Here is a 13,912-nt window from a genome sequence, read left to right on the forward strand (position 1 = left end):
CTAACGCTTTGATAAGAGGTGAAATTTTATGAGCAGTGAACAGATGACTGAGCCCTGTGATGCCGGAATGACGGACAGTGGGGAGTGGCTTACAGCAGAGCAGTTTGCCGGAATGGAAGGAATGCCGGGCACAGCGAAAGGGGCGCGGCTACGTCTGGAAAAGCTCACAGCCCTACATCCGGAAATCCGCCGCAAACGCACCAGTGGGAAGGGGTTTCTGTACCATATCAGCGCGGCAGGGATGGCGTTGAAAAGTGAGCGGGATGCGGCAGATACTTCAGCAGACGAGCAGCTTAACCTGTGGATACAGTTGTTCCGTACCATGAAACCGGCCTCTAGGGATAAACTTTTGCAGCAGGCTCTGGCTCAGGTTGCAAGGGACCTGTCTGAAGGAGACGTTAACCAGTAACAAGTGAAGGAGTCGCTGGATAAGTGATAACAAGAATCACTTGCATTAATGTATTGATTTTGTTATAATTTATACAGTGGCTGCCATCATGCGCTCAGCCACTGTATCACCACCATTCCGGCTGGTTCACAGCCATCACTTATCCCGGAAATTTACAATGACACTTCCTCGAGACGTTCATGCGTCCCGCCAGGGACAGCATGACTATTTGTGTGGCATCTACAGCCTGATTAATACCCTGAGTTACCTCTATGACGGCAGGGTAAGGCGGGAAAAATTAATGTACCGCCTGCTAAGCAGCTATAAGCGACGATGGGACTTATTTGATCTCCTGACGCTTGGCCTGGATGAAGAGCAGATGGACCACCTGATAGCAGATGTTCTGCTGAGAGGGCATTACGCCCAACATTATCCCCTCTATTTTCATACTCCCTTCCGTTATCGAACCTTGAGAACTCACCGAATATTTCATGATATCAGCGACTGGCTGGCTTCACCGGAGAATCAGGCGCAGCGCGTGGTGATTATGGGGACCACATGGCACTGGTCAGTGGTGGTTCGTACCGATGCTACCCGGTTGTTTTTGTTTGATAGCCTGGGGATACGCAGCCAGCGAAAGGACACGTTTTCAGTACAACCTGAGCTGAAGCGCCATACGTTGCTGCCGGATGCCATTTACTTTGTTGAACGTGAATTCTGAACTAAAAGGTAAGGAGTACATCATGACGTTTATCGCAAGTGATCGTAGCGGTCATTATCAGACGCTGGAGCCGGTTACCCGCGAACAGATTATCCGGTTTGCCCATTCATTGCTGACCCGCCAGTTTCGCAATCGCCGAAAAATCACCTCATCTGAAGATGTACGTCAGTGGCTGGTGATGAAGCTGGCGCTTGAAAACCGTGAATCTTTTGGTGTGATAATGCTTTCACAGCAACATCATATTCTCGGCTACCAGACATTGTTTATCGGTACGCTGAGCCAGACGATGGTTTATCCCCGCGAAATAGTCAGCTTGGCACTGACGCACAACGCTGCTGCTGTGATACTGGTGCATAACCATCCCAGTGGTGAGCCTGAACCGAGCCAGGCCGATAAACTCATTACCCAAAAAATTACAGACGCACTGGCGTTGCTGGATATCCGCGTGACCGACCATCTCATTGTGGGAGGCGACAAAGCCTGGTCTTTCGCTGAACACGGGCTACTGTGAGTTACCTGGTTTAATACACATTATCCACGCTAAGACACGTCCGCTTTATCCCTTCACGTTTTTTTAAACTGTAAACACTGAGGTTTTGCTCTTGAACATCAATGCCGTTATTCAGCCGGCAGGCTTTATGCTGCCTGTCAGTCTGCAACTGTACGAACTGCTGATGGCAGAGGCGGGCGAAATACCCGCCCATAAACATCGGATCACCGCCGTGACATTCAACTTCCGGGACCCGGACTACAGTGTGGAGCGGGGGGGTTATCACCCGGTGGAGATCCGGCTAATTCATCAGGGCGATGAGTGGTGCCTGGACTACGCCACCGATTTTGGCTATGTCGGCACGGTCTACCCGGAGCTGGAGAAAATCATCGATATCAGTTGGTCGCAGGGCTATGTCTGGCACTACTGTACGGGGGATTTGCCTCTAACGGAAGTAAGGGCGCTTTACAGCCTGTGGGAGCGTAACTTCCTGAGCTACTACGCCAGCGGGGTCTACACCACGCGCGTGCTGTGGGAAAGCTGAAGAACTACCCAGCATTGCCAGATTGATGCACTGGCAGTGCGACTTTTGAGGACACCTGACATGACAGATCTGAAAGACTACGATACGCCACCCACACATCTGTGGGGGCTACAGTGCAACGTGACGCCATGCTTCGGGGCGCGTCTGGTGCAGGAGGGCGGCTGCCTGCATTTTCTGGCTGACCGGGCTGAATTCACCGGTACGTTCAGCGACAGAGACGCACGCCATCTGGACCAGATATTTCCGCTGCTCATGAGGCAGATGGAAAGCATTCTGCTGTCCGGTGAACTGGACCCGCGCAGGGCGAAGGGGATCACGCTACAGGTAGAAGGGCTGATCTGCGAGGCTAACACGCTCGGCTCCTGTGGCTACGTGTATATCGCCATTTATCCCATGGCTTCCCGGTCTTCGGGACAGTAGATGGAAGTCACTTTTTACCCGTCTGGCCGACGGATTCCAATAAGTGCGGACGTTCAATTAATGTTCACGTTCGCGCGTCTTTTTCAATGTTATCCGCGAGAATACAGTGATGAAAAAACAACCGGTCTCACCAAATCGGACACTATCGTGCTGCCTGTCCCCTGCTGATGTCTGGCACACTCTGCTGGCTTACTTGCTGGAGAAGCACTACGGACTCACTCTCAGCGACACGCCGTTTAGCGGGAAAGGTGCCATTCAGGCATACATTGATGCAGGGATATCACTGACGGAGGCCCTGAATTCTATTGTTGAAAAGTACGACCTGGTACGTACAGACCAAGGTAATGCCAGCTTTATCCCCCAGTCTCCGCACATTACCTCCATTGATATTCTCCGGGCAAGGAAGACCACCGGACTTCTGAGGCAGGGCAGTTACCAAGCCGTCAGTCACATCACACAGGGACGGCATTCACGTCCTGACCGCGCAGCACCAGAGCCCACAATACAGACGCCACAACTGCCCCCGGATTCGTTTACTCGTTTGGAAGCAGAGGCTGTGGTTGCGACGTATAACAATGTCGCCATTGAGGATGACCAGCATACCCACTTCCGGTTGGTGATACGCGACACAGTGGGGCAGCTTATCTGGCGGACATGGAATTTTGAGACTGGCGCTGGTCGGAGCCTGAATCGCTACCTTCAGCATTATGGTGTGAAAAAACGCTGACTACGAAGACATATTAACCCTCACTCCCGGTCAGGTCTGACCGGGATATCCCACTATCAATAATAAGGATGATATTATGACCACGAGCCGCAATGGTAAACGCGCGGCATCTATCCACCCGCAAAATGCCCTCTCCATCAACCCAGCATTGCTGTGGCTGGCAAGCCTGACGCCAGCCGGGCGCAGGGGGATGCAAAGCTTACTCCGACGATGTGCCGGTATCCTCCGTCCGGGGGCGAAGCCCGACACCTACCCCTGGCATACGTTGGACTACACGAGCGTGATGCGGGTACGCTCGGTGCTGCTGGATGAGGGCTATGCTGTTGCCACGGTGAACATGGCGCTGTCGGCGCTGAAATCGGTTGCCGGAGCGGCTTTCAGTATGGGGATTCTGGATGCTGACAGACTGACGCGCATACGTTCAGTCAGGCGTGTCACTGGCAGTGCCACCCGCTTGGGCAGGGCGTTGGACAGGACCGAAATTCGGGCCATGCTGGCGGCGGCCGGAAAGGCTGACGCTGTACGTTGCCAGCGTAATCGGGCTATTTTGCTGCTTCTGTGTGGCGCAGGTCTGCGTGCCGCCGAACTGGTAGCCCTGGACGTGGGAGATATAGATGTAGCCACGGGGATCGTGATTGTCAGGCAGGGAAAGGGGCGCAAAATCCGGGAAATCCACCTTTCCGGAAAAGTCTGCATGCAACTGCGGCGATGGCTGAAGCTCCGGGGGTATCATGCCGGGCCGCTGTTCAGTCGCATCAGTCGTGCGGGGCAGCCAGGACGACAACGGCTTACCACCACGGGTCTTACAGGGCTGTTGGCGCAGTTACGCGAAGCTGCAAAAGTGGATTACTTCACCCCCCACGACCTGCGACGGACATTCATCACCCGCCTGCTGGAGCAGGGAGTGGACATTAATGTGGTGCGCCAGTTGGCAGGACATGCGGATATATCCACGACCACACGCTATGACTGTAGGGGCAGGCAGGCTGTAGACAGAGCCTCCAGGGCGCTATGTTGCTGGTAAGCTTTCATGGGGGATGACCACCGCAGCCTGTTGGTTAAAACCATCAAACGGGGCCAGAGACTATTTTTGATAGCCCACAGGTATACCCAGTACTGGCGTTGGCGCACCTGGCTTCCGGGAAAGCACGACCAACTCACCACCCCTGATGAATAACTAATTCGTGCTCCCCGACCAGGGTATTCCAGAGATAAATATATTGGTGTATAGATTTGCTTAGCCCGGTACATCAACCGAGGTATCATTTTCCAGTTTTATGTCATTGCTGACATAGTGACTGATATCATTTTCACTCCATCCCCCTTTTTTGTTCTTCGGGTTCCTGAAACTGCTTTCATTCATAATTCCAGCCACTTCTGACAATCGACGGCGGTGCGGATTGTGTGTGCCATTATCATACAGGTGGTTAATCATCGTCCGGAGAAGAAACTTACGTGGGTTTTTTGTCGCTTCGTCGGATGGGCAGTCAGCACCGAGGTTCTTGATCACCATATGCGATACTTCTTGTTCCCCCAGTCGTTCTTTTGCCAGGGTGTGGATACTGGCCGTTATAGCCATGCTACGGAACATATTGACCTCATCACCCTTCATATCACCTTCTGACATATTTTCCTGAAGTAACCCCAGTAACTGCAGAGTGGTTTCATCCAGGTAAACCTTCACTTGAGTCAATCCTGCATTTTTCCTCATTTTATCTGACCGTTTCTGGCGGCTGGTCTGCCTTTTTCCTGTCACGCGAACTCCCGTTGATGCATTCATTTTTGAGCATTCTAACGACTCTTTTGTCGGACCGACAATGGACATAAAGTGTCGGCCCGACAAATAGGTATGAAACGAGCCAGTAGACGTCCCAACCCCCCTCACAGAGCCCCGATTTTGGATCTTGTTAATAGCGCGTTCCCTTTCCTTGTTGAGGAACGTTGAAACATGAATGATATGAAACTGGTCAAAATTCAGGCTGTACTGGAACGCTGTGCGGTGAGCCGCGCCACACTGTACCGGATGATTGAAAAAGGGACTTTCCCACGCCAAAAATCCCTGACAGGAGGACGAGCGGTGGCCTGGCTGGAAAGTGAAGTCAATGAGTGGATTGCTTCCCGTGGGACCAGAGGAGGTTGCTGATATGTTTGGTACAAACCGTATTGCGCGAGCAGTGTATGCATCACTGACAGAAGAAGAGCGCCAACTGGAAAAGTTAGCTCTTACCATTCCGGGTTTTGAAACCCGGGAGCAAATGGAGAAGGAACGCCTGTACCGCATAAAAGCAATACGAAAGGCTGTGCGGCAGAACAGGAATGATAATCAGGATGAGAGCAAAGAAGTCAGAAAAGCACACAAAAAGTGGCGAGGGCGGATGTTTCGGTTAAAGAGAAAACTGGAGGGCTGTATGCCAGAACATCAATGTGGTAGCGCGGCCTGCCCACAGTGTTTCCGCCTGCACAGGTTACGTAAGCTGACTGAATTGCTCCCACTGAGGGCCTCTAAGGGCGCGTACAGAGTGGTTACGCTGGTTTATTACGATGCCATGCTGAAAGAAGACGAGATCAGCCGCTGGGATCATAAGAAGTTCCGGGAGCGGGTCTACAAGATGATAAAAAGAGCCGGATTTACGGGCAAAATAGTGGGTGACTACGAGCTGGATTTTCACACCGATATCCAGCGCTGGATGCCTCACCTGCATCTACTGATGCCGAGAGAGACGGGGGCGCTCAAAACGCTAAGAAAGGCGATGAAGAGGGATAAAAATATGCGGGCCAGAGCGGGGATAATCAGTCGGCCGATGAAAAGCCAGAAGCTGAAGGATTTTGACGAGCAGGTAACATACTGCTTCAAGGGGATGTGGCTGGAAGTAAGACCTTATCCTGATGAGGCAGGAAAACGCCGTACCCCCAAACACAGGCTGCCACCTGTTCTGTTGGCACGGGCGTTATGTAAGCAGGATGAGATGGGGTTTACTGGACTGACATTTACCTCTGGGGTGAGAACCCGTAAGTAGTTTGTCCATAAGACAGGATGTCCATAAGCGTTTAGACGCATGTAATCCATCAGTTGATACACTCAATGGGTATATATATCTATATGGGTGTATCAACACTAGTCAGTGAATATCAATGGGACTCGGTTACGGTGATGGGTGTAGCTGATATGTAGTGCGGGTGTACGATAAGCTTGATCTTGAGTGAGCGTAATCCGGTGGATTTGCCCCTATATTTCCAGACATCTGTTATCACTTAACCCATTACAAGCCCGCTGCCGCAGATATTCCCGTGGCGAGCGATAACCCAGCGCACTATGCGGATGCCATTCGTTATAATGCTCGAACGCCTCTGCAAGGTTCTTTGCTGCCGTTAACCCGTCTGGTTTGGGCATGATACTGATGTAGTCACGCTTTATCGTTTTCACGAAGCTCTCTGCTATTCCGTTACTCTCCGGACTCCGCACCGCCGTGTTCTTCGGTTCAAGTCCCAACATCCGGGCGAACTGGCGTGTTTCATTAGCCCGGTAGCATGAACCATTATCCGTCAGCCACTCCACTGGAGACGACGGAAGATCGTTGCCGAAGCGGCGTTCCACCGCTCCCAGCATGACGTCCTGTACTGTTTCACTGTTGAAGCCGCCGGTAGTGACCGCCCAGTGCAGTGCCTCACGATCACAGCAGTCCAGCGCGAACGTGACACGCAGTCTCTCTCCGTTATCACAGCAGAACTCGAACCCGTCAGAGCACCATCGCTGATTGCTTTCTTTCACGGCCACTCTGCCTGTATGTGCCCGTTTCGATGGCGGTACAGCAGGTTTTCGCTCAAGCAACAGCGCATTCTGGCGCATGATCCGGTAAACACGTTTGGCATTGATCGCAGGCATACCATCAAGTTCTGCCTGTCTGCGAAGCAGCGCCCATACCCGACGATAACCATACGTTGGCAGCTCTCCGATAACATGGTGTATACGGAGAAGCACATCCGTATCATCAGTGTGACGACTGCGGCGGCCATCCATCCAGTCATCGGTTCGTCTGAGAATGACGTGCAACTGCGCACGCGACACCCGGAGACAACGGCTGACTAAGCTTACTCCCCATCCCCGGGCAATAAGGGCGCGTGCGCTATCCACTTTTTTGCCCGTCCATATTCAACGGCTTCTTTGAGGAGTTCATTTTCCATCGTTTTCTTGCCGAGCAGGCGCTGGAGTTCTTTAATCTGCTTCATGGCGGCAGCAAGTTCAGAGGCAGGAACAACCTGTTCTCCGGCGGCGACAGCAGTAAGACTTCCTTCCTGGTATTGCTTACGCCAGAGAAATAACTGGCTGGCTGCTACACCATGTTGCCGGGCAACGAGGGAGACCGTCATCCCCGGTTCAAAGCTCTGCTGAACAATTGCGATCTTTTCCTGTGTGGTACGCCGTCTGCGTTTCTCCGGCCCTAAGACATCAATCATCTGTTCTCCAATGACTAGTCTAAAAACTAGTATTAAGACTATCACTTATTTAAGTGATATTGGTTGTCTGGAGATTCAGGGGGCCAGTCTATCCGGTGATACTATCGTGGGCAAAAACTGTGCTGCGTGAAAATGCTATAAAAAATCAGGTTCCAGCTTGTTCTTTTAACTACATGATTGTGTGATGATTCTTTTGATTCATGTTAGGATTGTCTCCAATTTATGAATTTAATATTCGTGATTGTGAGGACACTCAATGGCGCTGTCTTTCGGGTTGAAAACGATCGCAGACTGGTTGCATAAAACAGTCGCAAGGCTTCAGGTTACTTCAGAAAACAATTCAGGAACGGAAAGGGAATTCCAAACGCTAACACCGATTGTCGACCCTGATAAAGAGGGATATCAACCCTATTTTAAGGCGTTGGATTATGCCCTCAGCCGGGATGATGTGAAGAACATCGCCATCACGGGGTCCTATGGCGCGGGTAAAAGCTCGGTTATTCTCTCATACCTTAAAAAAATTGAAGGGCGAAAGCGGTTGTGGCACCGCCTGAAATATTGGCTCAGGTTTACAAGTTTAAAACCAGCGGATGAGCACGTGATTATCTCACTGGCAAACTTTGAAACGGATGAGACACTAAAAAGTTCCGAGTCTTTATCAAAAGAACAAAGCATTGAATACAGCATATTACAGCAGATTTTATACAAAGTGGATAAAGGTACGCTGCCAGATTCGCGGGTAGAGCGCATTCACACCCGAAGTGTTGGGCAAATACTAATAACATCCTGTTTGCTGTTTTTTGTTCTCATACTGACAATCGTTGTCACTACATTGTTGTTTCCTCAAAAAATTATCAACACGTTTTCATTACCGTCAGCGGTGAGTCATTTCATTGCGATACATCCGGTATGGCGTTGGGGATGTATCGGTTCGCTATCATTTATCATTTGTTGGTATCTGCTGTCTCGTTTTTATCGGATAGGATTTTTTGACAGAAAAATTGCTCTTGATAAAGTAAATCTCTTAAAGGCAGAAATTGCGGCGGAAAAACAGAATACAGCTTCTCTGCTAAATTTGTATATTGATGAGATTGTTTACTTCTTCCTTAAAACAAAGTATAGAGTTGTCGTATTTGAAGATTTAGATCGTTTAAACAATGGTCATATTTTTATTAAGCTCCGTGAAATAAATCAAGTGATAAACAATTCCAGACTATTGGAAAAGAAACCGATTAAATTTATTTTTGCAGTCAGGGAGGATTTATTAAAGGATGCTGAATCACAAACGAAATTTTTTGATTTTATTGTGCCGATTATACCTGCAGTAGATAGTGAGAATGCGTATGACATATTAAGTAGTAAAGTTATAAACTTTAATTCGGTAGATAAAGAGCAGTTTTTCAAGAAAGTATCCCTTTACCTGACTGATATGCGGGTGATGAATAATGTTATAAATGAATTTAATATTTTTAAAAAATTAATTACGGGTGAGATTTCTGATGTGAAGTTATTTTCTTTGATAATGTATAAAAATTTATGTACCAAAGATTTCACTCTGCTTGATAATCAGGATGGTTTTTTATACAGAGTAGTTAATGCTTACTCTAAGAGAACGCTACATGACGTGTATTTTAAAGATTTGGAAATAAAGATTTCTCAGCAGAAAGAAAAGTTGGTGAAAGTACAAAAGGAATTGCAAACATCCAGTTTAAATCTGAGGGTTGAAATTCTAAGGCGTTATCTTCCTGAACAAATTGAATCGAATACAGTGTTTTATATAAGCCATAATAAGTATGGGCAAGTTGGGAGTAGCTGGAGCTTTGTTGAACTTTGTGGGGATGAATCATTGTTTTGTGATTTTCTGAACAGAGAGCTTCCATCCGGAATAGCTATCACATATTCAAGAAACGGGTATGAATATCAAGATACCTTCCAAATTCCACATAATAAGCGAGCTGAGAGTTTACGTGAATATAACAAACGCTCACCAGTTATTTTAGATAAGAACCAAAAAACCGTTGAGCAATTATCTAAAAATATTTTAAACACACAGCGTGTTCTTAATCAACGAAATGGTCTATCACTTCATGAATTATGTGAAAAAATAACCTTAGCGAAATTGAGTGAGTGGTTGCTTAATGTTGCATCAACTGACGATAAGGGAAATAAAAATGCATCCAAGCCTTCAGCGATTAATTTCAATATGGAATTGTTGTTTTTCATGTTGTCAAATGGATATATTGAGCAGGATTACATGCAATATCGCTCTATCTTCCATGCAGGTGCATTAAGTAAATCAGATAATGTTTATATCCAGAAGGTCGCTGCTAAGGTGAATTTTGAGGAGTTAAAAGATATTCATCTGAATAACGTTTCCAATGTTGTAGATAAAATGGAGTCGCTATCATTTAAATATTACGAGGGGATTTTTCATCCGCATATAATTAGCTTTTTGATCAACTGCCGAGCTGGTTTTGCCCGTGATGTTTTTATTCATTTATTTAATTATTGCTCACATGGCTTAATCATTCGCACTATGCGGACGTATTTTTATGAATTTAGTAATGATGACTATCATGACTTAATTAATTTAATTTTAAGCGATGAAAAGACATTGGGTAAATTGATGGCGGCGATGAGTACTTACCGTGACATTGACTCTGATGATGATTTTTATCAGCAGTTATTTGTGTCATTACTTCGTTTTGGTCTGATAGAAAACATTACCCGACAAAGTGCTGTTCAGGATTATCTGCATGAATTAAAAACAGACACTACGTTGTTTACATACATACGACCCGATGAGATTGCGTCATTCAGCATAAAATTAAAAGAGCTCAATATTGTATTCGATAGCGTCAATGAAGCTAACGATGAAAGTGAACGTACGTTGGTGAAGTTTATCGCAGAGAATTTTCTGTATGTATTTAATATTAATAACCTCACTGCACTGTTTAATGCGTACTCTAATAACAGAAAGAATGTTGAGGAACTATCGCGCAATCCATATACCTTAATTATGAGTGAAAAAGTCCCATGCTTAATTGAGGCTGTAAATACAAACCTTGAGATGTTTATCGTGGAATATTTCATTCATTCTGAGGAAAGCGTTGGATCCGTTATTTCACTAATTAATTCAGACGCTACTGAGCGTTCCAAAGAAATTATAATTGAAAACATGGATTTTGAAGTTCAGCAGTTGTCGACAGTTGAAAATATCAGGCTATCGGTAGTTGAGGGTGCGTCATTCACTGTTTATGACCTCTTGTTTAAACATGGGCGTGTCGCTGCCAACTGGGATAACATATTTAACTACATGTATACCGATGTCGACGATGAGATATTGTGGGCGTTTTTTGCTCACCATCCAGAGGTGCTTTCAGGCCATAAGGTCAGTGTTCCTGAGGAGTCTATTGATAATGTTGTGAATCACATCATTTCAGCAGCGGATAAGCCAGACGCGTTATATGCACAGTTGATCAGCGTGCTGCCTGTAAGTATCGACAAGGTAATCAGTGACCTGCCACTGACAAAATTTAAAGCACTTTGTGAGAGCAACAGAGTTTTGCTGTCAGAAGCGCTCTATGAAGACGTACTCAGCATTTATGAGGGACAACGTCGCAAGGGCCTCAATGAGTGTCTGTCGCTTATGATTAGAAACAACCTTGCTGTTTTTGAAAATAATATTGAGTTTTATCTGCAAGATGACGAAGATTTCGATAATGAACTTATTGAGCTTGTGCTCAATGATGACGATATAGAGTTGACGACTAAAGTTTCAATCATCAATGTTCTCTGGCCGCACTATACCAATAGTTTCTTCGACCATATAAGCCTAAATAGTAAAGTTAGTATAGCACTCCTTCTTAATGTTTCGGAAGATGACACTCGACTTGTGTTTTTGAATCATCTTTTAGAGTGTGAAGAACTGCCTTTTGAATACATCAATCGTGCGCTTATGGCCTTCGTGTCGGAAGAATATAATTTGATTGCGGATAAAACCAAACGAGCAAAAGTTCACAAAACTGAAGGTAATGAGATCCTGCTAAAGTATTTAACACATTGCTACTTTATCAGTAGTTACAAAGACAAGGGGAAATTCTTTGAAGTGTATCATTACCGTAAGATGTATCTGGGGGAATCACCAGAAGATATTTAACTCGCCATCTGAAAAATTCGCCAGATGGGATTGTGAATTGTCTTCATATACTCAATAGTATTGATGGGTAGTCATTCTGATGAGTTAAAGTTCATTTATCGAAGGCATATATTTAAATGTTTGGGCATACTTTTTTGGAAACCACATCACTGATACTGTAAATTAACTGTAATTACCATGGTTCTTGATAATATAAAATGTTTGAATTAGAATAGTGTTTTTCTTCTTCAAGCGAATTATCGTATAAACTATTCTAATATGATTTAACATGTATTTTATAGAAATAATGGCTCAAGACTTATGTCTGAGCCATTTAGTATATTACTGTTTTTTCTTTCTTGTAATAAATGCCTTGCCTATGATCGCAGCGAAAGCAATGCACGAATCAAGGCCATTTTTATCAGCAAATTGAATAAGGTAATGACCTATTTCCCGTTCACTAAAACCATTTTTGATCAAATTTGTTGTTATGTCATCGAGATTTAAGTTTTTAGGATCTGTATAGCCATAATCGAAGCTATTTTGTTCAAACTTATGTTGATTAGAAACGGGCAGGGAATTAGCTCTTAACTCATTTTGTCGTGAAGGTTCTTTAGATACAAGTGGTTGTTCCGACACAATATCATTTTTGAGCGGTAGATCGTTCTCTCTAAGTTGAGCTGGATCAGCAATTTTTACATCGCCAATTTTACTCTTCAATAAAACAGTTTGACCATATTCGAGTTGCATCCATTTCCACTCATGACTTTTAGTTTTCCAGCCTTCTAGTTTTAATGGTGTAACCTTTCCTAACCCGACAATATGATACATGCCACCATTATCTTTAACTAACGTATCGCTTTGCGTTTGTGGTGGCTGCCATTTATTTATGTTTGGGTAATTAAAGTTTTTGGTGACAATGCCTTCTGCAATGTCATTTAATCTGCTGGCTTCACTAATTATATATTTGCTATCTTGGATATTCCATTCTGGGATTCCATTGTAACATCCTAAAATAGCCCCTGCCATACTTCCAATTGAGTCTGTATCGGTGCCTAATAAATTGGCACAGGAGATAATTGTTTCGTATGGAGTTGAGTTTTTATAAAAATGACAAAGTAAAGCACTCGCAATTGCAGTATTTGTTGCTGCTCCTCTCCTTGAGTCTTTGTTACATTCAAGGGCATTAATTGCTGATTTGTACTTATCTGATAGATCACGATATCCTTTCGCTGCATTTAGAGACTTTGAAAGATATGTTTGGGATTCTATACGAATTCTATCTATTTCTTCATGCAATTTATTACCTGACATGAGCTCCCAATTAGGAAGCCAGAAGTTATTCAACTCATAGATTTCTTGAATAATATCTGGGACAGATGTGAAGTTATCAATAAAACCATTTATTTCTGTAGGGCCTGCTGGTTTACCATTCATTAACGCATACTGTAGAGCATCAGCATGCAAGAGAGCTCCACAGACTGCTATTAAGTGCCCGTGAGTTACTAATGAATCTTTAATTACAGATGCAACATATTTTCTATCAGATAAGTTCTTACAACTCCATACATGGGGCTGTATTCTCATGGCGGTTCCATTTCCACCCGAGTTTGTGTAATCAATGCCGTTGCTTTTGTAGAAATTAGAGAACCAATTAGTATCTTTCCGCATAAGATTGGTAGCTGCTAACTTAGTTGCCTTGCCTGCACCTAATGCATAAGATAACCAAACTGGAAGTTCTATTTTAGCAAATGACTCAGTGTCAAACTCTCCATTGCTTCTAATTGATCTAGATACAGCTAATCTTAATTGTGTATCATCTGAATATGTTCCTGCAGGGAGACTTACAGTTACTCCTGAGTATCCTCCAATTTTTCGATTCCAGCTAACAGGTTTCAGAAGATAGGTATCGTTAATCCTACGCTGTAAGCCACTTTCATCTGTAAGTTCAGAAATCCAGCCAATAGCATCACCAGCAGCGGCCCACAGTGCGGAATTTATGACCTTTTGTTTTCTGAGTGAATTCATT

13 protein-coding genes and 1 pseudogene are annotated in these 13,912 nt (G+C 45.3%); 11 read left to right on the forward strand and 3 right to left on the reverse strand.

Features of this window, described 5'->3' with window-relative positions; genetic code table 11:
* Positions 1–28 precede the first annotated feature (28 nt).
* The 8 genes and pseudogenes from HU143_RS10470 (at position 29) to HU143_RS10500 (ending at position 4,314) form a co-directional block, all read left to right on the forward strand.
* The gene (locus tag HU143_RS10470) at positions 29–409 is read left to right on the forward strand and encodes a hypothetical protein (protein WP_000093666.1); all 381 of its coding nucleotides are present in this window, start codon (positions 29–31) and stop codon (positions 407–409) included.
* Between the two features lie 157 nt (positions 410–566).
* Positions 567–1,109 (forward strand): hypothetical protein, encoded by a 543-nt coding sequence (locus HU143_RS10475; RefSeq protein ID WP_000174655.1) that lies wholly within the window; start codon positions 567–569, stop codon positions 1,107–1,109.
* Between the two features lie 22 nt (positions 1,110–1,131).
* The gene (locus HU143_RS10480) at positions 1,132–1,620 is read left to right on the forward strand and encodes a JAB domain-containing protein (RefSeq protein ID WP_000142750.1); all 489 of its coding nucleotides are present in this window, start codon (positions 1,132–1,134) and stop codon (positions 1,618–1,620) included.
* A gap of 91 nt (positions 1,621–1,711) precedes the next feature.
* A complete protein-coding gene (locus HU143_RS10485; RefSeq protein ID WP_001024425.1) occupies positions 1,712–2,143 on the forward strand; it encodes a DUF2787 family protein in 432 nt (143 codons plus the stop codon).
* A 60-nt stretch (positions 2,144–2,203) separates the two neighbouring features.
* The gene (locus HU143_RS10490) at positions 2,204–2,563 is read left to right on the forward strand and encodes a type IV toxin-antitoxin system YeeU family antitoxin (protein ID WP_019841938.1); all 360 of its coding nucleotides are present in this window, start codon (positions 2,204–2,206) and stop codon (positions 2,561–2,563) included.
* A gap of 109 nt (positions 2,564–2,672) precedes the next feature.
* Positions 2,673–3,035, forward strand: a pseudogene (locus tag HU143_RS24530) (TA system toxin CbtA family protein); the annotation flags it as partial.
* Positions 3,036–3,119: 84 nt separating this feature from the next.
* The gene (locus HU143_RS24535) at positions 3,120–3,290 is read left to right on the forward strand and encodes a DUF905 family protein (protein ID WP_229026486.1); all 171 of its coding nucleotides are present in this window, start codon (positions 3,120–3,122) and stop codon (positions 3,288–3,290) included.
* A 76-nt stretch (positions 3,291–3,366) separates the two neighbouring features.
* Positions 3,367–4,314 (forward strand): tyrosine-type recombinase/integrase, encoded by a 948-nt coding sequence (locus tag HU143_RS10500; RefSeq protein ID WP_000213673.1) that lies wholly within the window; start codon positions 3,367–3,369, stop codon positions 4,312–4,314.
* Positions 4,315–4,527: 213 nt separating this feature from the next.
* Here the strand turns inward: HU143_RS10500 and HU143_RS10505 are convergent, their stop codons facing one another.
* Positions 4,528–5,115: a hypothetical protein gene (locus HU143_RS10505; RefSeq protein ID WP_223541554.1), complete on the reverse strand. Its 588-nt coding sequence runs from the start codon at positions 5,113–5,115 to the stop codon at positions 4,528–4,530.
* Between the two features lie 123 nt (positions 5,116–5,238).
* Here HU143_RS10505 and HU143_RS10510 point away from each other — a divergent pair, with 123 nt between their 5' ends.
* Complete coding sequence (locus HU143_RS10510) at positions 5,239–5,433, forward strand: helix-turn-helix transcriptional regulator (RefSeq protein WP_000999224.1); 195 nt, start codon at positions 5,239–5,241, stop codon at positions 5,431–5,433.
* 1 nt (position 5,434) lies between these two features.
* On the forward strand, positions 5,435–6,307 hold the full coding sequence (locus tag HU143_RS10515) for a hypothetical protein (protein ID WP_000468111.1): 873 nt from the start codon (positions 5,435–5,437) through the stop codon (positions 6,305–6,307).
* Positions 6,308–6,516: 209 nt separating this feature from the next.
* On the opposite strand, the gene HU143_RS10520 is transcribed toward HU143_RS10515, so the two are convergent.
* A protein-coding gene (locus HU143_RS10520) for an IS3-like element IS2 family transposase (protein WP_088895425.1) occupies positions 6,517–7,745 on the reverse strand; the annotation gives its coding sequence in 2 pieces (ribosomal slippage) (positions 6,517–7,430 and positions 7,430–7,745; 1,230 coding nt in all).
* A 256-nt stretch (positions 7,746–8,001) separates the two neighbouring features.
* Between HU143_RS10520 and HU143_RS10525 the strand changes: the two genes are divergently transcribed.
* Entirely contained in the window at positions 8,002–11,904 is a 3,903-nt protein-coding gene (locus tag HU143_RS10525; protein ID WP_001218334.1) for a P-loop NTPase fold protein, read from the forward strand.
* A 321-nt stretch (positions 11,905–12,225) separates the two neighbouring features.
* On the opposite strand, the gene HU143_RS10530 is transcribed toward HU143_RS10525, so the two are convergent.
* A complete protein-coding gene (locus HU143_RS10530) occupies positions 12,226–13,911 on the reverse strand; it encodes an ADP-ribosylglycohydrolase family protein (RefSeq protein ID WP_001087212.1) in 1,686 nt (561 codons plus the stop codon).
* Position 13,912: the final 1 nt, after the last annotated feature.

The sequence above is a fragment of the Salmonella sp. SJTUF14076 genome (genome assembly GCF_015534835.1).
In the GTDB taxonomy this organism is placed as follows: domain Bacteria; phylum Pseudomonadota; class Gammaproteobacteria; order Enterobacterales; family Enterobacteriaceae; genus Salmonella; species Salmonella enterica.

Excerpts from the sequence above, each read along its gene's own strand:
- HU143_RS10475 (WP_000174655.1), top strand. The coding sequence starts at position 567 with ATGACACTTCCTCGAGACGTTCATGCGTCCCGCCAGGGACAGCATGAC.
- HU143_RS10490 (WP_019841938.1), top strand. The coding sequence starts at position 2,204 with ATGACAGATCTGAAAGACTACGATACGCCACCCACACATCTGTGGGGG.
- HU143_RS10515 (WP_000468111.1), top strand. The coding sequence starts at position 5,435 with ATGTTTGGTACAAACCGTATTGCGCGAGCAGTGTATGCATCACTGACA.
- HU143_RS10470 (WP_000093666.1), top strand. The coding sequence starts at position 29 with ATGAGCAGTGAACAGATGACTGAGCCCTGTGATGCCGGAATGACGGAC.
- HU143_RS10530 (WP_001087212.1), bottom strand. The coding sequence starts at position 13,911 with ATGAATTCACTCAGAAAACAAAAGGTCATAAATTCCGCACTGTGGGCC.
- HU143_RS10510 (WP_000999224.1), top strand. The coding sequence starts at position 5,239 with ATGAATGATATGAAACTGGTCAAAATTCAGGCTGTACTGGAACGCTGT.
- HU143_RS10480 (WP_000142750.1), top strand. The coding sequence starts at position 1,132 with ATGACGTTTATCGCAAGTGATCGTAGCGGTCATTATCAGACGCTGGAG.
- HU143_RS10505 (WP_223541554.1), bottom strand. The coding sequence starts at position 5,115 with ATGTCCATTGTCGGTCCGACAAAAGAGTCGTTAGAATGCTCAAAAATG.
- HU143_RS10525 (WP_001218334.1), top strand. The coding sequence starts at position 8,002 with ATGGCGCTGTCTTTCGGGTTGAAAACGATCGCAGACTGGTTGCATAAA.
- HU143_RS10500 (WP_000213673.1), top strand. The coding sequence starts at position 3,367 with ATGACCACGAGCCGCAATGGTAAACGCGCGGCATCTATCCACCCGCAA.